The sequence below is a fragment of the Nitratiruptor tergarcus DSM 16512 genome, assembly GCF_027946175.1.
Classification (GTDB): domain Bacteria; phylum Campylobacterota; class Campylobacteria; order Campylobacterales; family Nitratiruptoraceae; genus Nitratiruptor; species Nitratiruptor tergarcus.
Genome location: NZ_AP026671.1, coordinates 984048 through 1008819, shown reverse-complemented (window position 1 = coordinate 1008819; position 24772 = coordinate 984048). Strand labels below are relative to the sequence as shown.

General features: G+C 34.7%; 27 protein-coding genes. 17 read left to right on the top strand and 10 right to left on the bottom strand.

Translation table 11 applies throughout. The features are described 5' to 3' along the window. Positions 1-2: 2 nt before the first annotated feature. The 6 genes from NITER_RS05290 to flhB are packed head-to-tail and all read left to right on the top strand — an operon-like array spanning position 3 to position 3305. Complete coding sequence (locus tag NITER_RS05290) at positions 3-251, top strand: FliM/FliN family flagellar motor switch protein (RefSeq protein ID WP_084275532.1); 249 nt, start codon at positions 3-5, stop codon at positions 249-251. After that, entirely contained in the window at positions 241-507 is a 267-nt protein-coding gene (locus tag NITER_RS05285) for a flagellar biosynthetic protein FliO (protein ID WP_159445317.1), read from the top strand. The genes NITER_RS05290 and NITER_RS05285 overlap by 11 nt, the downstream gene beginning before the upstream one ends. Continuing rightward, positions 500-1210 (top strand): flagellar type III secretion system pore protein FliP, encoded by a 711-nt coding sequence (fliP, locus tag NITER_RS05280; protein WP_197685308.1) that lies wholly within the window; start codon positions 500-502, stop codon positions 1208-1210. The genes NITER_RS05285 and fliP overlap by 8 nt, the downstream gene beginning before the upstream one ends. Then, positions 1207-1476 (top strand): flagellar biosynthesis protein FliQ, encoded by a 270-nt coding sequence (gene fliQ / locus NITER_RS05275; protein ID WP_084275534.1) that lies wholly within the window; start codon positions 1207-1209, stop codon positions 1474-1476. The genes fliP and fliQ overlap by 4 nt, the downstream gene beginning before the upstream one ends. Further along, positions 1473-2249 carry a flagellar biosynthetic protein FliR gene (locus tag NITER_RS05270; RefSeq protein ID WP_084275535.1) on the top strand — a complete coding sequence of 259 codons (777 nt, stop codon included), beginning with the start codon at positions 1473-1475 and terminating at the stop codon, positions 2247-2249. Before fliQ ends, NITER_RS05270 begins: the two co-directional genes overlap by 4 nt. Next, positions 2250-3305 carry a flagellar biosynthesis protein FlhB gene (gene flhB / locus NITER_RS05265; RefSeq protein ID WP_084275536.1) on the top strand — a complete coding sequence of 352 codons (1056 nt, stop codon included), beginning with the start codon at positions 2250-2252 and terminating at the stop codon, positions 3303-3305. It begins immediately after the preceding gene. On the opposite strand, the gene NITER_RS05260 is transcribed toward flhB, so the two are convergent. Genes NITER_RS05260 through NITER_RS05240 form a run of 5 tightly spaced genes read right to left on the bottom strand, consistent with a single transcriptional unit; the run spans position 3294 to position 7838 of the window. After that, on the bottom strand, positions 3294-4763 hold the full coding sequence (locus NITER_RS05260; protein WP_084275537.1) for a GGDEF domain-containing protein: 1470 nt from the start codon (positions 4761-4763) through the stop codon (positions 3294-3296). The genes flhB and NITER_RS05260 overlap by 12 nt on opposite strands. Continuing rightward, on the bottom strand, positions 4750-5196 hold the full coding sequence (locus tag NITER_RS05255) for a MotE family protein (RefSeq protein WP_084275538.1): 447 nt from the start codon (positions 5194-5196) through the stop codon (positions 4750-4752). The genes NITER_RS05260 and NITER_RS05255 overlap by 14 nt, the downstream gene beginning before the upstream one ends. Beyond that, positions 5159-5578, bottom strand: coding sequence for a hypothetical protein (locus tag NITER_RS05250; protein WP_084275539.1), 420 nt, complete (start codon positions 5576-5578; stop codon positions 5159-5161). The genes NITER_RS05255 and NITER_RS05250 overlap by 38 nt, the downstream gene beginning before the upstream one ends. Further along, on the bottom strand, positions 5575-6627 hold the full coding sequence (locus NITER_RS05245; protein WP_084275540.1) for a flagellar brake protein: 1053 nt from the start codon (positions 6625-6627) through the stop codon (positions 5575-5577). Before NITER_RS05245 ends, NITER_RS05250 begins: the two co-directional genes overlap by 4 nt. 8 nt (positions 6628-6635) lie before the next feature. Then, a complete protein-coding gene (locus NITER_RS05240) occupies positions 6636-7838 on the bottom strand; it encodes a hypothetical protein (RefSeq protein WP_084275541.1) in 1203 nt (400 codons plus the stop codon). 67 nt (positions 7839-7905) lie between these two features. Here NITER_RS05240 and NITER_RS05235 point away from each other — a divergent pair, with 67 nt between their 5' ends. The 7 genes from NITER_RS05235 to NITER_RS05205 all read left to right on the top strand — a co-directional run bounded on the left by NITER_RS05235 (position 7906) and on the right by NITER_RS05205 (position 14489). After that, positions 7906-9792: a glycosyltransferase gene (locus NITER_RS05235; protein ID WP_084275542.1), complete on the top strand. Its 1887-nt coding sequence runs from the start codon at positions 7906-7908 to the stop codon at positions 9790-9792. Next, positions 9789-11240: a tetratricopeptide repeat-containing glycosyltransferase family 2 protein gene (locus NITER_RS05230; protein WP_084275543.1), complete on the top strand. Its 1452-nt coding sequence runs from the start codon at positions 9789-9791 to the stop codon at positions 11238-11240. Before NITER_RS05235 ends, NITER_RS05230 begins: the two co-directional genes overlap by 4 nt. 47 nt (positions 11241-11287) lie before the next feature. Beyond that, positions 11288-12145: a flagellin gene (locus NITER_RS05225; protein ID WP_084275544.1), complete on the top strand. Its 858-nt coding sequence runs from the start codon at positions 11288-11290 to the stop codon at positions 12143-12145. A 65-nt stretch (positions 12146-12210) separates the two neighbouring features. Further along, the gene (locus NITER_RS05220) at positions 12211-12576 is read left to right on the top strand and encodes a flagellar protein FlaG (RefSeq protein ID WP_084275545.1); all 366 of its coding nucleotides are present in this window, start codon (positions 12211-12213) and stop codon (positions 12574-12576) included. A gap of 2 nt (positions 12577-12578) precedes the next feature. After that, positions 12579-13886: a flagellar filament capping protein FliD gene (gene fliD, locus NITER_RS05215; RefSeq protein ID WP_084275546.1), complete on the top strand. Its 1308-nt coding sequence runs from the start codon at positions 12579-12581 to the stop codon at positions 13884-13886. 10 nt (positions 13887-13896) lie between these two features. Next, positions 13897-14262, top strand: a complete 366-nt coding sequence (gene fliS, locus NITER_RS05210; RefSeq protein WP_084275547.1) for a flagellar export chaperone FliS — start codon at positions 13897-13899, stop codon at positions 14260-14262. Further along, positions 14235-14489, top strand: coding sequence for a hypothetical protein (locus NITER_RS05205; RefSeq protein WP_084275548.1), 255 nt, complete (start codon positions 14235-14237; stop codon positions 14487-14489). Before fliS ends, NITER_RS05205 begins: the two co-directional genes overlap by 28 nt. Here NITER_RS05205 and flgL read toward each other — a convergent pair. The 5 genes from flgL to NITER_RS05180 are packed head-to-tail and all read right to left on the bottom strand — an operon-like array spanning position 14486 to position 21502. After that, positions 14486-15379, bottom strand: a complete 894-nt coding sequence (flgL, locus tag NITER_RS05200; RefSeq protein ID WP_084275549.1) for a flagellar hook-associated protein FlgL — start codon at positions 15377-15379, stop codon at positions 14486-14488. The two genes, NITER_RS05205 and flgL, sit on opposite strands and share 4 nt — an antisense overlap. Before the next feature lie 51 nt (positions 15380-15430). After that, positions 15431-16822, bottom strand: coding sequence for a flagellar hook-associated protein FlgK (gene flgK, locus NITER_RS05195; protein ID WP_084275550.1), 1392 nt, complete (start codon positions 16820-16822; stop codon positions 15431-15433). 2 nt (positions 16823-16824) lie between these two features. Further along, positions 16825-17181: a hypothetical protein gene (locus NITER_RS05190; RefSeq protein ID WP_084275551.1), complete on the bottom strand. Its 357-nt coding sequence runs from the start codon at positions 17179-17181 to the stop codon at positions 16825-16827. 1 nt (position 17182) lies between these two features. Next, positions 17183-18982 carry a glutamine--fructose-6-phosphate transaminase (isomerizing) gene (glmS, locus tag NITER_RS05185; protein ID WP_084275552.1) on the bottom strand — a complete coding sequence of 600 codons (1800 nt, stop codon included), beginning with the start codon at positions 18980-18982 and terminating at the stop codon, positions 17183-17185. Positions 18983-18985: 3 nt separating this feature from the next. Beyond that, positions 18986-21502 (bottom strand): [protein-PII] uridylyltransferase family protein, encoded by a 2517-nt coding sequence (locus NITER_RS05180; RefSeq protein ID WP_084275553.1) that lies wholly within the window; start codon positions 21500-21502, stop codon positions 18986-18988. A gap of 49 nt (positions 21503-21551) precedes the next feature. On the opposite strand from NITER_RS05180, the gene mqnE reads away from it, so the two are divergent. From mqnE to NITER_RS05160, 4 genes are read left to right on the top strand one after another with little or no spacing between them, the layout of a single operon-like run. Continuing rightward, positions 21552-22613 carry an aminofutalosine synthase MqnE gene (gene mqnE / locus NITER_RS05175; protein ID WP_084275554.1) on the top strand — a complete coding sequence of 354 codons (1062 nt, stop codon included), beginning with the start codon at positions 21552-21554 and terminating at the stop codon, positions 22611-22613. Next, the gene (locus tag NITER_RS05170) at positions 22613-23065 is read left to right on the top strand and encodes a phosphoribosyltransferase (RefSeq protein WP_084275555.1); all 453 of its coding nucleotides are present in this window, start codon (positions 22613-22615) and stop codon (positions 23063-23065) included. Before mqnE ends, NITER_RS05170 begins: the two co-directional genes overlap by 1 nt. Beyond that, complete coding sequence (locus NITER_RS05165) at positions 23046-23615, top strand: anthranilate synthase component II (protein WP_084275556.1); 570 nt, start codon at positions 23046-23048, stop codon at positions 23613-23615. The genes NITER_RS05170 and NITER_RS05165 overlap by 20 nt, the downstream gene beginning before the upstream one ends. Further along, positions 23612-24757, top strand: coding sequence for a glycosyltransferase family 39 protein (locus NITER_RS05160; protein ID WP_084275557.1), 1146 nt, complete (start codon positions 23612-23614; stop codon positions 24755-24757). Before NITER_RS05165 ends, NITER_RS05160 begins: the two co-directional genes overlap by 4 nt. Positions 24758-24772: the final 15 nt, after the last annotated feature.

Below are 24772 nucleotides of genomic sequence, written 5' to 3'. Positions count from 1 at the left end.
TCATGGAAAATCCACAAAATCCAGGACTAGAGTTTTTACAAGATATCAATCTCAAGCTTAGTATAAATGTGGGTAGTACTGAGAAACTACTCGTAGAGATACTTGCTCTCAAAGAGGGTGATGTGATAGAGCTTGATAAGAGCGTAGAAGAGTATGTGACAGTCACTCTCAACGATGCCCCCTTTGCTATTGGTGAGATTGTTATTGCAAATGAAAAATATGGCGTAAGGATAGTTGATCTTGCAGGATAGCTATGCGATAATCAAGTTTCTTGCTACTTTTTCTCTTATTATAATTTTTCTTTATGCGCTCTACTACTATTTTAATAACAACTTTCCAAAACTCTCCAAGCAAAATAGAGAGATCAAAATCAAAGAGACCAAAATTCTTGGAAGAAACAGATATATCTATTTAGTAGAGATTAAAGATGATATTATATTGCTTGCCTCTGATGAAAATGGTATAAGAGTACTAAAAGAGTGGAAAAAAGAGAGGGAAAGTGTATAGACTATTTGGAATTTTTGCTTTTTTAACATTACCCCTCTTTGCTGCAGGTGTTGTAGAAGAAACTGTTGCACAGCTTAAAAATCTTGACATTTCTCTTAAGATTCTCTTTCTTATAACTATACTTAGTCTCGCACCAGCAATTTTGATTACTGTTACCTCTTTTACACGTATTGTTATTGTGCTTTCACTTCTTCGTCATGCACTAGGTATCCCTCAGTCCCCGCCAAATCAAGTAATTATAGCATTGGCACTTTTTTTGACATTTTTTATCATGAAACCAGTATTTATCGATATCAATACACAAGCAATTGAGCCCTTTATGCAAAAAAAAATTGATGATAAAACTGCACTAGAACTGGCAATCAAACCAGTAAAAAAATTTCTGCTGCAAAACACGCAAAAAAAAGATATTCAACTCTTTTTAAATATTACAAAAGAGCAGGTAACAAAGCCAGAAGATATCTCGCTTACTACCCTTATTCCTGCATTTTTAGTCAGTGAGATAAAAATTGCTTTTGAGGTTGCTTTTGTTATATTCTTACCATTTTTGGTAATAGATCTCTTGGTAGCAAGTATTTTGATGTCTATGGGTATGATGATGATCCCTCCTATGATGATCTCACTCCCTTTTAAGTTAATTTTGTTTATACTCTCTGATGGATGGGAACTTTTAATTAAAGCTTTAATAGAGAGTTACAAATGAATCTAGATCAAGTAATAACACTCATTGAGCAGATGCTCAAAACCTCTTTAATTGTTGGGGGGCCTGTTCTTCTTACAGCATTTGGGGTAGGGATGTTGGTAAGTATTTTTCAAGCAGCCACCCAGATCCAAGAGATGACACTTACATTTATTCCAAAAATTGTAGCAACTGTCATTGCTTTAATAGTGTTTGGTTCATGGATGTTTGTAGAGCTTACCGACTATTTTCGATCTATTTTTGAATCCATTCATACACTGATACAATGACGCCTCTTGTCACTGTACATGATGCTATTGCAATATCACTTGTTTTTACGCGTATTATAGCCCTATTTTTGAGCTTTCCATTTTTCAATACTACAATGATACCAACAAATGTCAAAATTTTATTAGTGGTGAGTCTTTCATTTTTTATAGTCAAAAATATCTCATTTACGTTCTCTTTGGAAGATATCACACTCTACAAAATCTTGCTCATGATTCTTTTAGAGCTGCTCATAGGATTTGGTATAGGGCTTTTAGTCAATTTTTTTGTATCGGCATTTTCCTATGCAGCGGAAATAATAAGCTATTTCATGGGGCTAACAGTTGTTAATATGTTTGATCCAACTTATGGACAAATTTCAGTGTTGAGTAAACTCTTTTTGATGCTTTTTTATATCATTTTTTTTGCTTCAGGTGCTTATGGGTATTTTGTTTCGGCGCTTTTTATGAGTTTTTCATATATTCCATTGGGTATGATGCATATCCAGGGAGGGTTTTGGCAATATATCATACAAAATAGTTTTACAATTTTTGTTTTAGCTTTTAAACTGGCTTTTCCTTTTGCACTTATCCTCTATCTCGTAAATCTTGCTTTAGCTCTTGTAAATCGCCTCATACCTCAAATCAATGTTTTTATTGTTGGACTTCCTTTACAGATATTTATAGGTCTTGCAGCTTTGGCGTTAGGAGCTTCTGTGATTGTCTTTGCTGGAGAGCAGTATCTCAAAGATCTCATTCACGATATAATATATCTTATAAAAAGTTTAGGAAAATAGATGGCCAAAGATCCAGATAAAACCGAAAAGGCCACCCCCCGGAGGCGTGAGAAGGCGCGCGAAGAGGGGCAGGTGGCCAAGAGTATGGATATTGCTATTAGCGCCTCTTTAATAACAGTATTTTTGACACTGCTTTTTTATATACCTTTTGCCTTTGAGAGACTCTATAAAATTTTTATCCATTTTTTCTCTGATCCTTTGCACAATATTCCAGAGTATAATTACGCTATTATTTATGAAATAGTAAAAGATCTTGCAATTTTACTTCTCCCTATTTTTGGTTTGCTTCTTATTATAGGCATATTTTCCAATGTTGCGCAGTTTGGTTTTCTGTTTACTTTCAAACCTCTCATTCCAAAATTAGAAAAAATTGACCCTATCTCTGGCCTTAAGAGGATCTTTTCACTCAAGACACTTTTTGAACTGTTTAAAAATCTCTTAAAACTCATAGTGGCTACAGTTGTTTCATACTACTTAGTAAGTTACTTACTTGAAGGGGTATTGCGGTTTGCTGCAACAGGAATCTATGATGATGCATATTTGATGATGAAATATACACTTATAATGATTTTGGGATTTGCGCTTCTTTCAATTCCTGTGAGTGTTATTGACTTTTTCTTTCGTAAGTACGAGTTTGAAGAGAATATTAAAATGAGTAAACAAGAGATAAAAGAGGAGCAAAAACTCTATGAAGGAAACCCACAAATAAAATCTGCCATTAGAAAGAAAATGCGTGAGATGAGCCTGACACGAATGATGGCTGAAGTTGCAAAAGCAGATGTAGTCATTACCAACCCAGAGCACTATGCCGTTGCCTTGAAATATGAAAGAGGCAAAATGCAAGCGCCCAAAGTAGTGGCAAAGGGTGTAGATAGAATTGCTCTGCGCATAAAAGAGGAGGCAAGGCTTCATAATGTACCAATTGAAGAGAATCCTCCTTTAGCAAGAGCTCTCTATCAAGCGTGTGATATAGGAGATTTTGTACCAGAGAGTCTCTATCAAGCGATTGCTAAAATATTTGCTAAAATCTATAAAAAGCAGGGACTACACAGCTAGAGTAACTCTATTGCGCCCCTCTTTTTTGGATAGATATAAGGCATTGTCAGCCCGTTTAATCGCTGCATCAATATTATCTTCATTTTCAGGATCAAACTGCGTCACACCCAAACTAATCGTCACTTTGCCAACTTCTTCAAATGAATGATTTTCTATAAGTTTACGAATCTTTTCTGCAAGTTTCATCGCATTTTTTATATCTGTCTCTGGAGCTAGGATAATAAACTCCTCTCCACCCCAGCGAAAAGCGTAATCGTATCTTCGAATATTTTTGCGAATTATTTGCGAGATCTCTTTGAGTACCAGATCACCTATATCATGTCCATACGTATCGTTGATAAGTTTAAATTTGTCTATATCAAACATTATAATTGCAAAAGGCCTTTTGTTCCTTTTTGCTCTTTGGATCTCTTGCTCTGCAATAGAATAGAATTTGTAACGGTTATAAAGCTTGGTAAGCTTGTCTGTCACCGCCATCATCTCAAAGCGGTTTCTCGTTTCAAGCACGTAGTAAATGAATAGGAGTACTATTGCTATAATGATATTGCTAAGGATGACATTTTGCAAAAAGATCGACTCAAAAATTGCTGTATTGGAGTCTGGTTTATATGATATGAGATATCCTATATGCTCTTTTCCTTTTATAGCAAGAAATGAGACCGTATAATATGTGTCATCTATTTTTGTCAAAATTGCAAAATTTTTTCTTTTTGCTAAAGAGGAAGCGATTTTCTCTTTTATTGTACTATTAATGCGATGGATGAGCTCTTTTTGCCTACTATTTTGTAGCGACTTAGAGCTTTGTTCATAGTAAAAATCTTTGTGAAGATCGCTTTGGACAAAGAGGTAGTTGCCGTAGCTGAAGACCTTTTTGTTAATAAGTGTACCATTTATAATGTACTCATAATAACCTTTGAAAAGTTTTGCAAGTCTATTTTTAAATACATTGTAACTGATAGCTGCTTTATAGATTCCTACCATATTGCGTTGAAAATAGAATGGCTTTTTAAATTCAATAACCAGCTCATTTGTTGTCTCTTTTTTTTCGAAAAGCTTACTCTTTTTCCTCTTTAATGGTGCCATTTTATGCATACTCGCTACAATATTGCCAGAAGGATCATAGATAGTGAGATAATTTATCTCATATTTTTGCAATAATCTAAATTTTTGGCTCAAGAACCTTTCTATCTCTTTTCCTACTTTTGAATCTTTTTGCCACGACACAAGGAGCTGGAGAAATTTTGTATCGTGACTCAACTCATCATAAAAGAAGTTTGCAAGCATACGATAAGCATACTTGGTAGCTTGGTATTCAGAGTAGAGTTTCTCTATCTGTTGTGCAAGGTAGAGTTTTGTGCGTTCTCTTTTATCAATACTAAAATAATAGGTGGCAATGGCACTGAGTGTAACATACACTATAAGAAAAAAGAGGATACGTATGAGACTATTTTTTTTCATGTTTTTTGAGTTGTGTGAGTATTTTGACTATTTTACTCAGTGATTCTGGAGCTACATAATTGAGTGCTTCGCCCGCTTTTCTTGAGTTCATATTATAAAGAATATATGCTGCAATTTTTGGATCCTCTATTTTAGAGAGTTTCTCTCCAGCATACTCTGGATCCATACTTTCAAAATCTTTTGCAAGCTTTTTGAACCTTTGAGACTCTATCTGGGCAATCTGCTTTTCTATAGTAGCATTGAGATCTTGGAGTGCCTTCTTTTGCGCTTTTATCTCTTGGAGCAGTTTTTTATTTTTGGCAATCTTTGCTTCTACAACAGTTTTAAGTTCTTGAAGCTTTTTGAGTTCTTTGGATATCTCTTTGCATTCATTAGCAAAAAGCAAGCTGCTGACACTAACTATGAAAAAGAGTTTTACGTAAATGGCTCTCATCTGCTAACCTGTTTTCCTCTTGCATTTTTTTATGTTGTGCTTCGATGCGCTGTTTTTGTAGCATCTTTTCTAAAGCCTTTTTTTGGCTGAAAATCTCTTTAAGTTCTATTTTTATCTCTTCAATCTCTTCTTCTAATACTCTCTTTTGCTGGTTAAGTTGTGCGATCTCTTTTTTGAGCTCTTTTTGTAAAGCTTTTGCATTATGTAAAGAAAAGAGAGATTCATACTCTTGTGAGTCTAGTAAATCTATCTTACTCTTTTTTTGATCTATTTTTTCTTGGAGGTTTTCCATCTTTTTTTGCAAATTTGCTATTACAAATCTCTTCTCATCGATAAGAATGCTTTTTTGTTTTATAAAAAACTTGAAGCTCTTCTCTCTCATTGGCGTTTTCTTTTAAGTTGGGCATGTTTAAGCTGCTCTTTGAGCACAAACTCTAAAATCCGCTCTTTTATCTCTTTGTCAATATTGTCGAAGAGGGTACGAAAGCAGATACTTTTCGGTCTTCTATCGATTTCGAGCACTTTGGAGCTTAGGGTATATGTATGTTTGTCGAGATTAAAAATAAGCTCCATATTATCACCAAACTTTACCTTTTTTAATATATCATTATCATTTTTTGCACAAAACTTTGCCCCTCCCGCACTAATATCGACAAACCTCCCTTCAAAAACGTTTTGTCCATCATTGGTATAGATGATGAAATTGAGAGGAATATCTATTTTTATGCGAGGAGTTTCCCGGCGTTGCGTTCTGCTTAGTTCAAATGTATGAGGAATCTTAATAATTGTTTTACCAGACTCTTTGAGGATTTCCGCTATTGGTTGCTCAAAACTATAAATCCCATCATCTTGACGGATAAAGACTATTTTAACATACTCTCCCGGGTGTGTAGAGAGCGGAAGGTCGCCATCGATTACGAGCCAATACATATATTTTTCATCTTTATCGTAGAGTGCGACATCGAGGGCTTTATTGTTTGATAGAATCATACGCCCATTTTGAAATACTTCAATATCTTTTGTTGTGATAAGAGGAATATAGGGGCTTACTACTTCAAAATCGAGTTTTTTTCTCAGACTCCTCACAAGCTCCTCATCTGGGTGTGGATCTGTTTTTATATAGAGATCCATTACCTTTTCAAAAGGCGCTTTGAATTCCAATACAAGCATGGGATCGCGCTCCATCTTATGGGCATATTTCCAAAGAGTCTCTTTTTCGCGCTCATTTAGTTCACGTTCTTTGGCATATATATCAAAATAGTGCTGGATGTTTTTTTCTTTGAGTCTCTTTTGCAAAATTGTACCAATGATAAAAAAGAGAACTATTGCCAAAAAAAAGAGCACCACTATAAGTATTGTCGTAGTCTCATCTCCGTGCCAATACTGCGTAGCAAGCTTGAGCGTATCAAAACGCGAGAGATTTTCTTGCATTGATATCCTTATTTTGTCATTCTTTCATAAAGTGCAATTACATCATTTTCTCTATGTATCTTTTTTGCAATTTCTGCAAGGTTAGCTAAAATGTCTTTATCTATTGGATTCATAGTTGCTGCTTTATAGAAAAATTTGTATGCATTTTCTAAATCTCCCTTAAGAGTATATATAACTCCTAACACATTATATATCGGCGCTCCTTCATAATATGACATTATATCATTTGCCATAGCTAATATCTCACCACTTTTTCCTTCTTCAACAGATTTTTCAATATTTTGTACAAGTTTTTGGGTCTGCTCTATTTTTTGTAATAACTCTTCTTGCATCTCTTGTGTAGCATCTTGTGTGGTAAGAAGCTGTTTTGCCTCATCAAAAAGTCCCATTTGTAGGTATGCATCAATAAGTTTTCTTAGTGTCTCTTGATTATGAAAGCTCAGCATTGCATTGCGATAAAATGAAGATGCGTTGAAGTAGTTATAGTATTTAGCTAGGACATCACCTATAAGCGTGTAAGCGGTTGCGAGTGCGAGATTCTCATTTTCCCAATTTAGTTTTGGAAAAATCTCTTGCAAAGTATATTTTTCTACGATATCGCGTACGAGTTTACTGCGATACGATGTATCAATAAAGCTCTCATGAATATAATGATTAATAAAGCTTAAATCAGATAGTTTAAGAGAGAGATTTTTAAGATTTTTATATATAAATGCATAGAAAGTGTAATCGTTATATTGTGATTCAAACCCTCCAAATTTTTCAAGTGTACTCTTTTTAGTAAGAACAGCCCAGTTTGGAAGATGGTTTTCTAATGAAAGACTTTGGAGCAAAAGTTCTTCTTTGCCATACCAATCTTCGTAATTTCTGATCTTTTCATCCTCTTCATCAAAAAAAACTTCATTGGGATAGATAATATCTACATCACTCTCTATCTCATCTAAAATATCAGCATACTCTTCGAGTGTTTCATCTTCAAGCTCTATATCGGGACTCAGCCATAAGATATATTCACTCTTTGCAGCTTCCAAACATGCATTGCGGTGATCTGCTTCATTTTTTGAATCTATATTTAAAGATTGTATGCCTTTATCCTCACTTTTGCCAGAGACTATTATTTGTGAGATGTACTCTTTATTTGCGTCTAAAGATTGCAACGTTTTTTCTAAATTTTCATTATTTTGATTGATTATGCAAACGTCAAAAGTCATTTTTGAGCCTTTTTTATTTTTATTTTAGCTAAAATTAAACAAATCATACATTTAATGAGGAACAATTATGCAATATCAATTAGAAGATCTTGAGCAGATTTTATCATTTATTAATCTTAACTATCCACTTAATAGGTTGGGAGGATGGGCTGCTAGTGCAGATTTTATGAAAATTGTCTATCGTGAATTACTAAAAAAGATTCGAAATAAAAAAGATTTGATAATAGTTGAATGTGGAAGTGGAGTTTCTACAATTTTAATGGCATATTTGTTGAAAGAACATTCGCCCAACTCTAAAATTATCTCACTCGATCATAGTTACGATTATTTGAAAAAAACAGAAAACGAACTTAAACTTCATAACCTTTTGAAGTTTGTCGAGCCTCTTTATGCTCCTTTGAAATACTATTTAATAGATGAGGATGAGTGGTTATGGTACGATATCTCGCAACTCCATATTGATGCTCCCATAGATATTTTACTTGTAGATGGTCCACCTATGGATACGCAGCCTTTGGCACGTTATCCAGCTCTTCCATTACTTTATAGCTATTTAAACAATGAAACAGTTATATTACTCGATGATGCTCATAGAGAGGAAGAAAGGAAAATAGTTGAGAAATGGTTGAGGGATGATTACAATTTACGAAGTGAAAATTATGAGACACAAAAAGGTACGGCAAAACTCTATTTTAAAAAAAATAGCTATGAGCCGTTGATTACGATAGCCATTCCCACATACAATAGAAAAGAGTTTTTACGCGAAGCGTTGCAAAGTGCCCTTAACCAAAACTATGAAAATTATGAAATAGTGGTGGTGGATGATGGCTCAGATGTGGATATGCAAGAGGTAATTGAGGAGTTCAATAGTCCTAAAATCCGCTTTTTTGCCAATGAAAAAAACAGAGGAAGACCATATACACGCAATAGATGTATAGAAGAAGCTAGAGGTGAGTATATTCTTTGGCTTGATGACGACGATAAATTAATGCCAAATATTTTGCAAAAATACGTTGATTTGCTTAATGATGTAGATATAACACCTGACGTTGTCTATGGAAATTTGAATTCTTTTGGCGAACAGGAATTAAGATTTACACCATTAGATTTTTTTGAAAATGGAGATACTCTCTTACAAATGTTATATGAAGGAAAAGGATCGTATATACCCAATCTTGGGTCAATGGTGAAAACAATACTTTATACGAAAATAGGAAAATATGATGAACGTTTTGAGAGAGCTCAGGATTTTGAATTTTGGATAAGGGTCGCAAAAACTGCTAGATTTAAAAAACTTAATAATGTGGTTGCTTTATGGCGAATACATTTATCTAATACAACAAATGGAGAAAATTCTGTTTATTATGCTGATAGAAGTTATGAATCTTTAGCTATGAGATTAAATTTAAAGTATTACAGATTAGAAGAGATTTTCTATCATTTTGATGATATGAAAGATATAAACCAAAAATTATCTTCAAGTCTCATAGGCTATTTTGATGGACTGAATGCACTTTACTATGGATTTGAATATATATCTCAATCGGAGGAAATTGCAAGAATGAAATTTTCTCAAGCTCTACAGTGTGACAATTTAACAATCGCTAAATATGCATTACAACATGTGAAAGAGAATGAAAAGCTAAGAAAATTGCTTAAAAGATATCAAAAAATTAAAAAGCTTCTTATGCGAGAAAATATAGATGGCGTATCATTGAGAGGGTTTGAGAATTTTTGGCTTTTTTATTATACATTGGCTCTAAAGAGTGAAGATATACGGCAAGCTAAAAATTTTGCAAGAGCTGCATATCTTTTAAATCCTTTGAAATTAGAAAGCCAAAAAGTTGCGAAGAGATTTGGTGTAGAAACTAAGGCAATAGATAGAAGAATAAAAGTAATAGCAAATAGCTATGAAGAAAATAAAAATGAATTTATTCAAAAGTATTGGTCATGAAAATATCAGCCGCACTTATCATGAAAAACGAAGAGGAAAATCTTCCAAGACTTCTCAAAAGTCTCCAAGGTAAATTTGATGAGATCGTTGTTGTAGATACAGGTTCCACTGATCGAAGTATAGAGATTGCCAAAGAGTATGGCTGTAAGGTGTATAAAAAAAAGTGGAACGGTTTTGCAGACGCGAGAAATTATGCGATAAGCAAATGTGAGGGTAAATGGATATGGCATTTTGATGCTGATTTTGAGTTGGAAAAGGATGAGTTTAATAAGTTTCAAGTGTATATCAGGAGTTATAAAGAGATTCCATATGATGCAATAAATATTTATGTGAAAAATTTTGGTCTTGATGGGAGAGTTCTCTCAATCTCTTCGCAAACGTTTATCCATAAAAATAAACCACAGATTAAATGGATAGGAGATATTCATGAAAGAGTCGATGTTGAAGAAGTTATAGCTCTACCAATTTTTGTTAATCACTATGGATATCAAAAGACAAATGTACAACTTCAAAAAGCAAAAAGAAATTTAAAATTATTAGAATCGGAAATTAAAAATTTAAAAGACAAAAAAGAGATTTTTATTAAATATTTCTATTTTATGCAAACATACGCAATTCTTGCATATGAAGATGATAAGTACAATGAAAAACTTAAAAAAATAGGAGAAAAATTTATTGATATTTTTGATGAAAAGAGAATGAATAACCACTTTTTCTCCTATGGTATGACATATCTTGTAGAGGCGTATCTCAAAGATAAAGATTATTGTAATGCTATTAGAGCAATAAATAGGGCTTTGAAAATTTGGAACTTTCATCCGGACTATTTATATAAAAAAGCTGAAATACTCTTTGCAGCAAAAAAGTATGATTTAGCAAAGAAATATTATCTCAAATTTTTTGAACATGCTATAGATTTTCAACCAGGTATGAAAATGGTTGAGGTGCAAGTAAGCGAATCTGTCAATAAAATAGATGTTATTACAGAAAAAATTTTAGATTATTTTACAAAAGAGGAGATAGATGAAATATATAAAAATTGGAAGAAAGAGAAAAATATATATAAAATTTATTTACTTTTGAGATATTTTGAAGAGCATAATGATGAGAGATTTTTAAAACTATTTAAAAAAATAGAAAAAATTTTTTATAACAATAGTTTTTTTGAAAAGTATTTCGCTATATATTATTTCAATCGTAAGAACTATGAAAAAAGTTTACAATTTGCCCAAATGTTTTTGCAAAATAGTGAGAATGATAAAACTATAAATGAAATAGTTGCAAAAATCTACTATCAAAAAGCAGATTATAAAAATGCAAGGATATATTTTGAAAAAACGTTAATAGATAATTATAATATTGAGATATATCCTGATTATATCAATACTCTCAAAGCGCTAGGTGAAGATGAATTGGTAGAAAAACTCCAAAAAGTGCTAAAAAATTAATTTTTGTCTCCGATACTAAAAGTGTAAAAAAAATCAGGAGGCAAAAAATGGCACTCAAAATCAACTACAACTTTCAGTCTGATTTTACGCATGCGAATATGCTAAAGACTGAGCATAATGTCAATAAAAACTTGGAGCGTCTGGCAACTGGTCATAGAATTAATCGTGCAGCAGATGATGCAGCAGGACTCTATATTGCTGATCAATTGAAAACATTTGCAGTTTCTCTTGATCAAGGTACAAGAAATGCACAAGATGGTGTGAGTTTGGCGCAGATTGCACAGGGGAGTTTAGAAGAGGTTTATAACATCCTCAATGATATAAAAGCCAAAACTATTCAGGCTGCAAACGATACTAATGATGATACCAACCGTAAAACTATACAGCAAGATATCAATAAGCTTGTTGACGCAATTGGAAAGATTTTTTCTGATACAGAGTTTAACGGAAGAACTATATTTTCATCAGGAGTGCAGACTTTTACCATTCAGTATGGTGGAAGAACAAATCAGAGTTTAGCAATAGTTTCTGATACAGCTCAAGCTGCAGCTGGCGCTAATTCAGCTGCTACTTCAACTGTGACAATAGGAGGAACAGCATATACGATAAATGTTACTGGCCAAACGAAAGCAAATGCAGCAATCTCTCAAGTCGATGCTTTAATTAAGGCAGTGGATCGAGTGGCTGCAAAATTTGGTTCTGCGCAAATTGAGCTAGAAAAAATTATATCAAATAATGAAACACAAAGAGTCAATACAAATGATGCGGAAAGCCGCATTAGAAATATCGATTTTGCTAAAGAGATGGCAGAATTTACCAAAAACAATATCCTCATGCAATCTGGTACTGCAATGCTTGCTCAAGCAAATCAGCAATCACAGCTTGTCCTACAACTTCTTCGATAAGGGATATCCCTTATCGATTCTTTAGCTAAGCTTGCGGGTTTAGCTAAGGAATCAAGGAGTTTAGTATGGATGTAAAAGCGATTCAATCTACTCAAGCTGCAATAGATATGCATACTGCAAATTTGGCTCAAAAAAATGAACTTTCATCTTCAAATGAAAAAAAATTAAACGATGAAGAATTGTTTAAAAAACTCGATCCTCTAATGCAAAATGATATAATAAAAAAAACAGTAGAACAACTCAATGAAAAGTTGCAGCTTTTTAATTCATCATTACGGGTAGAAATAGATAAAGATACAGGAATACAAGTGGTAAAAATTGTTGATAGCAAAACAAAAGAGGTAATTCGTCAGTTGCCGCCTGAATCAGTACTCAAAATTGCCAAATATATTGATGAGATAACAGGACTCCTCTTTGAGAAGAAGGTTTAATAATGGCTGGTGAGATTTATTTGAGTAATTTGAGTGGGCAATTTGATTATCAGTCTATATTGCAAAAATTTCAGCAGCTAAAATTTCAGCAAGTAAATCTCATAGAGCAAAAAGAGGATAAAGTTAAAAAGGCTGAGTCTGCTTTTAAAGCCTTTGCAAATATGCTCGAAGATTTCAAGAACAAGTTTGATGAAATCAAAGATGGTTCTATTGTTGATAAAAAAACGGTGAATGTAAGTAATGAAGATGTAGCAGTAGTAAATATCACATATGAGAGCGAAGTAAATTCTACGAAGCTCTCTTTTACCGTTTCACAACTTGCTTCAAATGATGCTTGGCTATCGCAATCTGGGAAAACTAATCGCGACGATACAGTAGCTACGCAAGATGGCACATTGACACTGAGCATCAATGGTCAAGATATAACTGTTGACTATACCACAACTGATACACTCGATAGCATTGCAATTAAAATCAATCAAGCTACAAACGAAGCTAATGCTTCTGTTTTTTACAATGGAAGCAGTTATAAGCTTATTATCTCTTCAACTAAAACTGGCGAGAACAGTCAGATAAACTTTAGTGATACTGGTGATCTTCTCGATCAACTGCAACTTGGTAGCAACTATAAGGCCTCTCATGTGCAAACTGCCCAAAATGCTGTGATCGATATTTATGGTCAGCAGGTTACCTCACAAACTAATACCTTTTCTAATGTTATTGATGGGATAGATATCACTGTCAAAAAAGAGAGCAGTGATCCTATTCAAATAGATATTAAGCAAGATACTGAGGCTCCAAGACAAGCCATTGAAGATCTTTTTAGTGCTTATAATTCTTTAGTTGATTATATTAAACAAAAGAGTAGCGGAAATGGAGAATTAAGTGGAGATTATACTCTTCACTCTATCCGTGCATCAATTTTTGACAAACTTACTCCATTCATGGAAAGAGGTCTCATAGATGTAGATCATACCAATGGACACATATCACTACGTAGCGATGAGTTTGAATCACTTCTCAAAAACAATAAAGATGAACTAAAAAATACGATAGATGAAGTAAAAATAGGTCTTGAGTCATATCTAGACTTCCTCTTTGATCCTCAAGGGACTATCAAGCAAAAAGAGAAAAATTATCAGCGAAAAATACAAAAGTATGAAGATAGTATCGAACAAATGATAAAAAGAATCGATAAAGAGAGTGATATTTTGAAAAAACAGTTTATCCATCTCGATTCACTTCTTGCACAAATGAATGATGTGCGCTCGCGAATCAGTGCAATTCTTCCAAAAAATAATAAGCAATAAAAGGAAATAGATGAATCCATTAGATGCATATATGAAAAATAGTGTGCAAACTGCTTCACCGCTAGAACAAGTTATTTTACTTTATGATAAAGCGATAGTCTGTCTTAGAGCAGCAAAAGAGGATATCAAAAATGGTGATATTAAATCAAAAATTAGTAATATTACAAAAGTAGGGGATATTATTCGTGCACTTGACAGTTCACTTGATTTTAAAAATGGCGGCGAGATAGCTACAAATCTCCATATGCTTTACGATTTTATCAATCGCAGTCTTTTTGAGGTGCATGCCAAAAATGATTTGCAACTCATTGATGATCTCATAGAAGTATTGTCTCGTCTCAAAGAGGGTTGGGAGGGAATACAATCAAAAGTATAGATCAGATTCTTGATCTCCTTCAAATTGCTCTGCAAAGTGGCAATATCGATGAAGCTCAAAAACAACTCCAACAAATTAATAGTATAGATTTTACCTCCATAGATACACGAAAACTTCCAACAATACTACAGCAAATTGACTATATTATCGATTGTATTGAAAAAGAGAAAAAGAAAAAAGCTGAGGCTCTCCAGCAACAAGAGAGCCTCAAAAAGTATAGGTTTTAGGCTGCGAAGTACTTGAGTAAAGAGAGATCTTTGTTTTGTGAAAATACTGCCATAGAAGCTTCATATGCTACTTTAGACTGCTCAAGCTTTGCGACTGCTTCAGCTATATCTGCATCTTCAAATTTTGCGATCATATCGTTATACATTGTTTTGTATGCTTCATGTTGAAGCCTAAAATCTTCTACATTCTTTTGCTGGCTACCGATAAATGAGCGATGCCTTGAAATCTCTTCCATTCCTTTATCAAACTCTTCTAGCCATGAGTCATCAATGCCAGTAAGAGTACCTGCTTGGATTTTGTCATGAATACGGTCTATCATCTCTACAATTTTTATCTTGCCTGATTGCGCACCAAGAACCTCTTTGCCATTAAATGTGCTATCTACTTCATATCCTTTAGATACGGGAACAGTTTGTGTTTTATTATTGCCATTATATGTTCCGTCTGGATTAAAGGGTTTTGTATCACTCTTTGTACCAGCAAAGAGATAGGTATCTCCAATTTTTGTATTTGCCTGATCAATGATATAGTTTTTGAGTCCTTGAAGATAATCATCGACAATCTCTGCATCTTCTTGGTCCAAGACGCCATGGTTGAGGAGACGTACTATTTCCGCTCTTGCATCCTGGGCTGCATCATAGATATTTGTAAGTGCAGTTTGCGCTGCAATTTGATGATTTTCTATGGTAGTAATATTGCGCAAATATCCATCAAGCTCGTTTGCTGTCTCTTTTACTTTGAGTGATTTTGCGACAGCTACGATATCATCAGATGGGTTGAGAATGCGCTTACCAGATGCTATCTGATTGGTGTAACGGGCAATATTTTCTTGTCGTGTTTTATCATACTTCAAGAATGTATGATAAATCTGATTATTACTTACTCTCATAATACCCTTCTTTTAGAGTTTTTTTCATTATCGGATAGTTTCAGATTTATTTTAGCGAATTATACTCATAACTGTTTCTAATAGTTTATCAGTTACACTTATAACTCTCGCTGCCGCTTGATATGATCGCTGCAACTGCGTAAGATTGACAAGCTCCTCATCGAGATTGACCCCTCCAATCTCTTGCAACTTATCGTCCAAAGCATTGACAAGTTGTTCAGTATCATGCGCGAGACCTTCATTGCGATTTTTCTCATTCGCAATATCGCTTACCATCTTTATATAATAGTTATAGAATGTTTTATTGTCAAGTTCAGTTATTGGTTTGCCTTTGAGTGCATAGAGATCTTTTATATTGCTGTTATCATTTGGGAGATCATTTGCATCTTTTGCAGCTGCAATCTCATCAGGTTTTTGGATAGCTACTTTGATATTTGCAAGGTTTATCTCCTGTGTAGAGTCTGTAGAAGAAAAAATATCGCTTCCATTATTTCCATTGAGTTTAATACCACTTTTATTCACATTATTATTTTCTATAGCGAATGTATGCAATAGCTTGTTGAGTTTAGTAATAGTAGCATCTATTGTCTTTTCTACTTGCAGTTTTGCACTGAGACTACCCTTGGTAAAATCGTCAGTCAGTTCTTGTCCATTAATGAAGATTTTGGCTGAAAATGTTTTAAGGTCGAATTCTAGGTCTTTTGAATTGGAAGTATCGACGCTGAGTTTATACCTATTATCATGAAGAACGAGAGCATGCCCTTTAGCACTGAAGATATCAACCGTTTGATTTGGGTTGTAGCGTACCTTTACATCGATATGTTTACTAAGATCTTTGATGAGTTTATTACGCTCATTGAGCAGCGAGTTGAGTTTTTCTTGCTCTGGGATGAGGTTTTTGGGTTGACCTGCTATTTTTTTATTTATGAGTGCGAGACTTTGGGTAAGGTTGTTGATAGTATCGGCTTCACTTTGCATGGCTAGATGGAGGTTGTCTTTTTCATTTTCAAGCGATTCGTAGCTGTTTTGAAATTTGGATATCAAAACCTTTGCTTGCTCTATAAATGCATTGCGCGCAGGGATATTATCTGGTTCATTGATAATATCATTAATAGCTTGGTAATATTTGTTAAACTCTTCAGCTAGTCCACTTCCTTGAATGTCATTAAAAATCGATTCAATAGTGCCTAAAGATGATGCAACCTCGTTATAAAAAGAGTATTTTTGATTTTCGTGTATAAAGCGATCAAAGTAGCGCTGATCAAAGATACGGTGTGCTTCAGTGAGAGAGACACCATAGTTTGCAAGTTCTGTAAAAACAGCCCTCTCTTTGGAGTAGTCTTTGTTGTTAACATTATTTATATTTTTATTGACAAGATCTATGCCTTTTTGGAAGCTGTTGAGAGATTGGCTATTGATATTAAGTAGGCTAAAAAGAGACATGACTACACCTTCTTATTGAAAAAACCCTCTTTGGATGTAGTTATATTACCATCTTTTGTATATTTTGTGGGAGAGTTGGCTGCATAAATGGCATCAAAGATGTCATTAATAAACTCTATGTTATTGACTGCAAGACTTTTATTGCGCTCAGTAAGCTCATCAATGAGCTGCAGCTCCTCTTGATATGGTTCTACCTCCTCTTTTTCTAGCGAGAGTATTTGGCGCAAGATCTCCTCTTTGCGTTGGACAATCTCCATGAGTCTACTCGAAGCATCTTTTTCTTTGACACTTTCGATAAGAAGTTTATTTTCTTTTTTCAACTCTTCGATAAATTGATTTAAAAGCTCTTGCGCGTTCATATTATTCCACCGTTACTGATTTGGCCAAGTTTCTTGGCATATCTACGTCATTGCCGAGTCTAATGGCAATCTCCATAGCCAAAAGCTGCAATACTACAGCCATCTCATAGTATTCGAGCATATAGTGATCCCATGTGTGGATACGGACAAAGTCATCCGCGAGTTCAAACTCTTGCGAGCTGATTGCACAAATTGTAGAATCTCTTGCACTAAGCTCTTCTACATTGCTTTTGATTTTGTCATAGAGGAGGTTCTTTGGCATAAGTGCAATAGTAAAGAGTTCGGGATCTGCAAGGGCAATGGGACCATGTTTCATCTCTCCAGCTGGGTAGCCCTCTGCGTGGAGATAACTAATCTCTTTGAGTTTTAATGCACCCTCAAGTGCAAGGGGAAAGAAAATATCACGCCCAATGAAAAAAAATCCATGACCATGGAGGTAACGTTTTGACAGACGCCGAATACGCTCATGGAGATTCTCATCAACTTTGAGCGCATGTGGTGTATGCAGCAGCGCTTCTATTTCTTTTGCGCGGGAGTTTTCATCAAGTGTATTGGTCAATTGAGAGAAATAGAGAGCTAGCATCCATAGTACCATCACTTGCGTTGTAAATGCTTTGGTACTTGCAACTCCTTTTTCTATGCCTGCACGGGTAAGAATAGTGCGATCTGCAAGTCGTACAATCGATGAGTTATCTACATTGCATATAGCTAAAGTTTTAAGGCCTGCACTCTTAGCCATCTTGAGAGCTTCGAGAGTATCAGCTGTCTCACCACTTTGGCTAATAACAATAAAGAGCGTATCTTTATGTAAAACAGGATCTTTATAGCGAAACTCACTAGCTATCTCGCAAGATACAGGAATGCGAGCAAGTTTTTCGATAAGATAGGCACCACTGAGTCCTGCATGGTAGCTTGTGCCACATGCACAAATTTTGATTGCTTTGATTTCTTGTAAAAATTCACTCTCAATCTCTTCAAACTCTATATGTGAATTAACCACTCTTCCCATCATCGTCTCAGTAATTACATCGCTTTGCTCATAGATCTCTTTTTCCATAAAAAAGCGATATCCACCTTTTTGCGCGAGCTCTTTGTTGATAGTGAGCGGTTGAAAATCGGGCTCGATGTGCTCTTCATTTTTAAAGAGTGTAACTTTGCCATACGCAGCTACTCCCCACTCTCCATCTTCAAGATAGTGCACCTCTTTTGCGTGTCCTATGAGGGGTGCATCGCTAGAAGCAAAATAGATCTCTTCTTCATTTTTGCCAACTATGAGAGGGGAACCCTCTTTTGCAAAGAAGATCTTATCTGGTGCAGCTTTTGTAATAAGCAAAATTGCATAAGCGCCTTTGAGTGCATCGATAGTTGCTTTAAAAGCTTTGAGAGGATCATTTAACTCTTTTAAATTTTTTTCAAAAAGGTGTACGATTACTTCTGTATCTGTTTGACTAACAAATTTTGCATCGATACTTTCTTTAAGCTCTTTATAGTTTTCTATGATTCCATTGTGGACAACATAACTAAACTCACCTAAATGGGGATGGGCATTGAGTTCTGTTGGTTTGCCATGAGTTGCCCATCTTGTATGAGCAATCCCAACACCAAAGCCCTCTACTTTCATATCAGCACATTTACGGCGGAGATTTTCGAGTTTTCCTACAGCTTTGCAAATTTTAAGTTCGCTCTTTTGCAGTATTGCTAATCCTGCACTATCATATCCTCTATATTCGAGCTCTTTTAAGCCATCAAGCAAAAACTCTTTGATATTATTTTGTCCAATGTAACCAACAATTCCGCACACCAGCTACTCTCCTAGCAATTTTTTTAAGATTTCCTCAGTTCTTGTACAAAAGTTTCCATTCTTTTCTATCAAAAAGAGATCCTTCGCTCTTTTTTTAATAGTATGAATCTTTGCTGTGGCTATATCGATACCAAACTCATCAAAAACTTTTGCTATATAAGCGAGCAAACCTTTTTGATTGGGCGCTTCTATACTCATCATCGCGTAAGTTTTTGAGTGATTACAATCGATTTTTATACCACTTTTTTCGATTATCGGACGTTTGAGGCGAATTTTTTTGCTCATATCAAAAGAATCTTCGATTACATGTGTAATAAAGTCGATATTCTCTTCATCTTTTTCCATAAATTCTATGCGAAAAAACTTTTTATTATCAAAGAGCTTAAACACCTCCATAGAGACTATATCGAGGTAGGAGAGTTTCCCAAGAAGATATCCCAAATTTATAGGTGTGGTTCTAATGATCTCAATACGCAAAAAGTCATCATTTTTTATTTTGTATGTATAATCATCGGTTTCATAAGCTATCTTTGATATTTCAATAATCTCTTCGGTTTTATGCTTTATAAAAAAGAGATTTGATTCTATAGATAAAATACGTTTTTGCAGCATCCTTGGCAGAGCAAGAAATGCTGCATTTTTCTTCAGTGCATTCTCTTTTTTGAGCCTTTTACTTACTTCATCGAGTATTTCGCTTCTTTGTAAAGATTCAAGTGCAAGCGTATAAAGCTCTTTGAGAAGTTTTGCATTGTATGAAGTATAGACATTGTTTCCTACACCATTAACATCAGCATACGTGAGAAGATAGAGCATATCCAGTCTCTTTTTGTTTTTGAGAGGTGCTACAAAAGCGAGAAGCACTTTTTCATTATGAAAATCTTTGTTATATGCGTTATCTGTCATATCTGTGTGGTGTTTGATAAGAATTGCGCCCGTTTCAATTAAGTCTGAAGAAAATCCCAACTTTTGTGCATAAGTCTTAAAAAGTTTGGCACCAACATCATGGTGCCTTTGCCGTCTGCCCTTACCACTATCATGGAGGAGTATAACAAGTTTGAGAAGAGCTTTTTCTTCATCATTTAAATTATTCCAAAGATTTTGTAAATGTGGATCATCTATCTCTTCCAATGCTTTGATACACATGAGCGAATGAATATCTACGGGGTATTTGTGATATCCATCAAATTGCGGCATAAACATCACTTTTTTAAGAGGAGGTACCACATTTGCAAGGAGATTGCTTTTGTGTAAAAGGCATAAGACGGGGTAGAGACTGTTCTTATAGTAGAGTTTTTTGATGGTTTTAGCAGTCGTTTTTGCTAATTGCTTAGGAGATTTTACTTTTTTTGCATAGTGCACAAGGCTTGGATCATATTTTTTAAATTCATTGTGCACAAGAAAATCAAGAAATGATTTAAGTGCATTTTCTTGTACAAAATAGGATGCAAATGCCATCTCTTCACATATAAAGAGTCTCTCTTTTACTCTACCACTATGGAGTTTTGGAATATTTAGTGCATTAAAGAGATATCTGCGTATCATCTTTTTTGTATATATCTGAGAGAAAGTATCAATCGTATGCATAGCTTGGAGGGTTTTTGTGACGAGATTTTGCTGTTTTTTCTGTGGCGTTGTACCTTTGACATCAAGCTTTGTTGCCACATCAGGTATATATTGTAGTAAAAGTCTATCCTCTTTTTTCTTAGCTACAAGATGAAGAGCTGCACGGATACGAAAGAGCCATTCAAGTGCGATACGATACTCTTTGTACTCCTCTTCATTGAAAAGTGTGCCAATGAGATTTTTTAAAGAAGTTATGCCATATATTACGTTTGCAATCCAGTAAACCAGATTTGCATCGCGCAGGCTTCCCACTCCCTCTTTTATATGTGGCTCCATCGCAAAAGGGTATTTGTGTCTGCGTTTTTTTGCCTCTTCAATTTTTGCCAAAATATACTCTTTTTGATTATATTGGCGCACCTTTGCAAGCTCGTTTTCATATTTAAACCATAAATATTTACTTCCTATCAAAAAACGCGATTCTAAGAGGGCCGTTTTGATAGTATCGTCACTTTTTGCTATTTCTTGGATCTCTTTTAACTCATGAACCCTATGGCCGAGTTTGAGTTTCGTATCCCAGATAATATAGAGAATCTTTTCTATGAGAGCTTTGGTATTGTACCCTTCTGTCTCTTCATATAAGATCAAAAGATCTATATCTGAATAGGGAGCGAGCTGCTCTCTTCCATAACTTCCAAGAGCAATAACTGTTATGGGAATGGCATTTGAAAGGGGAGAGTAGATTCCAAACATTTTTCGTACTGCCACTTTGTATATAGCAGTAATAATAGAATCAATATACCTTGTATGTTTGACAAGAAAATCTTTACCCTGTGTTTTATCGAATAGTTGATCTAATTTTTTGAAATATTCATTGATTGAGTTGCGAAGTGCTTTGGAGATAGTGAGATCATCTGCATTTTCATTGAGAAGCTCCTCTATAACATATTTTATATCCAAGTCTGCCCTTTTTTTGTATAATATTATACAAAACTTAGAAGAGGGGTAGATGGATATTCTCCAAAAACTAGAAAACGGTGAGCGGCTCGGTTTTGATGAAGGTGTACAGCTCTATGATGTAGATCTTTTTACATTAGCAAAATATGCAGATAAAAGAAGAAAAGAGCTTTATGGTAAAAAGAGTTTTTTTAATATCAATCGTCATATAAATCCAACAAATATCTGTAAAGACATCTGTAAGTTCTGCGCTTTTAGCGCCAACCGTAAAAATCCAAATCCTTATACAATGAGCCATGATGAAGTTTTGGCAATAGTCGAAGATGCAAGTAAGCGAGGCATCAAAGAGGTGCATATTGTCTCAGCGCATAATGACAAAGCTAGACTTGATTGGTATTTGGGGATGTTTCGCAAAATTAAAGAGCAATTTCCTCATATTCATATAAAAGCCCTCACTGCAGCTGAGGTGAATTTTTTGGCAAAAGAGTATGGTCTTGAGTTTGAAGAGATGATCGATTTGATGATTGATAATGGTGTAGATAGTATGCCAGGAGGTGGTGCTGAAATATTTGATGAAGAGGTAAGAGAATATATCTGCAAAGGAAAAGTCTCAAGCCAAGAGTGGCTGCAAATTCATAGACTTTGGCACAAAAGAGGGCGTAAAAGTAATGCCACAATGCTTTTTGGCCATGTAGAAAAAAGGGAGCATCGTATAGATCATATGCTGCGACTGCGTAATCTTCAAGATGAAACAGGAGGTTTTAACTGTTTTATTCCTCTTATTTATCAAAAAGAGAACAACTACCTCAAAGTCCAAAATTTTGTAACAGGCCAGGAGTATCTCAAAACTATAGCAATTGCAAGAATCTTGCTTGATAACATTCCTCATATCAAAGCCTATTGGGCTACCTCTACGCTCAATCTTGCACTTGTTGCGCAGGAGTTTGGTGCAGATGATTTAGATGGTACAATTGAGCGCGAAGCTATTCAAAGTGCTGCAGGAGCCCAAAGCCGTTATGGTGTGCCACTAGAAGAGTTTGTAGCACTTATTAAAGATAGCGGTTTTATTCCCGTCGAGCGTGACAGCCTCTACAATGAAATAAAAGTTTGGTAATGCGCTATTACAGCTACGAAGAATTTATAAGAGATCTCAAAACTCTTACAAAAAAAATAGATTTTAAGTTTGATGCAATAGTTGCAATAAGTAGAGGTGGTTTAACGATCGCCCATTTTTTGGGAGAGTATTACAATATTCGTAGTGTTTATGCAATTAGTGCAATTGGCTATGAGGATCAAAAGAAATTACCATGTGTTACTATAGGCAATATTCCAGATCTTAGTTGTCATGAGCGCATTTTAATTGTAGATGAGATCGTTGATTCTGGTGAGACATTGGAGCGTGTGATTGCACAAGTAAAGGAGAAATTTCCTCATCTTATTTGCAAGTCTGCAGTACTGTTTTATAAATCGAGTGCAAAGTTTCAGCCAGATTTTTTTGTACAATATGCCGATGAATGGATAGATTTTTTTTGGACAAGGGATTTACATGATACTTATGATAGATAATTACGATAGCTTTACATATAACATTGTGCAATACTGCTTAGAGCTTGGAGCAAATCTCAAAGTTATTCGCAATGACGAAATGAGCGTTGAAGAGATTGAAAAACTCAATCCTGAAAAAATTATCATTTCACCAGGCCCTGCTACACCAAATGAGGCTGGAGTAAGTCTTGATGTTGTCAAAAAATTTGCTGAGAGAAAACCTATTCTTGGGATTTGCCTTGGACATCAAACTATTGCGCAAGCTTTTGGGGGAGAGATTATTCAAGCAAAAAATATGATGCATGGAAAAACTTCGCAAATTGTAGTTAGTGACAATACAAAAATTTTTAACAAACTCCCTAAAGAGTTTCGTGCTACGCGTTACCATTCTCTTGTTGTCAATCAAAACAACCTTCCATCTATTATCAAGCCAACTGCTTATAGCAAAGATGATAAAGAGATTATGGCATTGGAAGTGGCAGGAAGACCGATATATGGTGTACAATTTCATCCTGAATCAATTATGAGTGAACACGGATACGAAATACTGGATAATTTTTTGCATATATGATCTTTTATTATATTCTTTTTTACTTTTTTATTCTTCTTTATGGTTCATTAAAACTTGGCATAGGTCCAGATGAGGCAAAAATTGTGTTTGCTTCATCTGGATGGCTTCATACTCTTGCAAACACTTTGTATAAAATATACCCGCAAGAGCTCTTTGTGCGGTTACCAGTACTACTTATCTCTATAGCAAATGTCTATCTCATATATCTTTTGGCAAAACGTTATGTAAAAAAAGAGCAAGATGCACTGCTGGCAGCAGTTATTTACTCTCTTCTTCCAGCAGTTTTAGCAACCGGTGTAATTCTCAATAAAGCCCCTTTTTTAATCTTTTTAACAGCACTTTTACTGCTTCTTTCCCCCTTTCGTATTGGTGGGATGATTCTTGCTCTCGTTTTACTCTTTTTGGATAAGGCCTTTGCAATTTTGTTTTTAGCTATTGCTTTTTATACACTCTATAAAAAAAGATGGAGATATGCATTTTTTTATTTTATTCTCTTTTGTGCATCTATACTTCTTTTTGGTTTTTCTGTAGGAGGGAAGCCAAAAAGCTATTTTCTTGATACTTTTGGAGTTTTTAGTGCAATATTTTCCCCTCTTCTTTTTCTCTATTTTTTTTATGTCATTTATAGAACTATGATAAAAGAGCATAAAGATGTTTTATGGTTTGTGAGTGCAGTAGCATTTTTGTTTGCACTATTTCTCTCTTTCAGACAAAAAATAAACCTTTTAGATTTTGCTCCTTTTGCAGTGTTTGGAGTGATTTTGATGGTACGCACCTTTTTGCATAGTGTGCGTTCACGTCTTCCAAAATATCGCAAAAAGTTTTATTTTGCTTTTGTTATTGTTATCTCTTTTATGATTCTCAATGATGCTGCTCTTTTTTTCAATGAACTTCTTTTTGGTCATCTCAAACGCCATTTTGCAAAGCAGTATTATATAGGGAAACTCCTTGCAAAAGAGCTACAGCAAAGAGGTATCTCCTGTCTTACTACTTCTGATGCTTCACTGTCACTGCAACTGCAGTTTTATGGTATTGGCTTTTGTAGTAATTTTAAACTTTCAAAAACTTCAGGGGAAAAAATTAATATACACTATAACAATAGGATCCTGGCGAGTTATTATGTTTCTAAAAGTAACGAATAAATAGAGATAAAATAT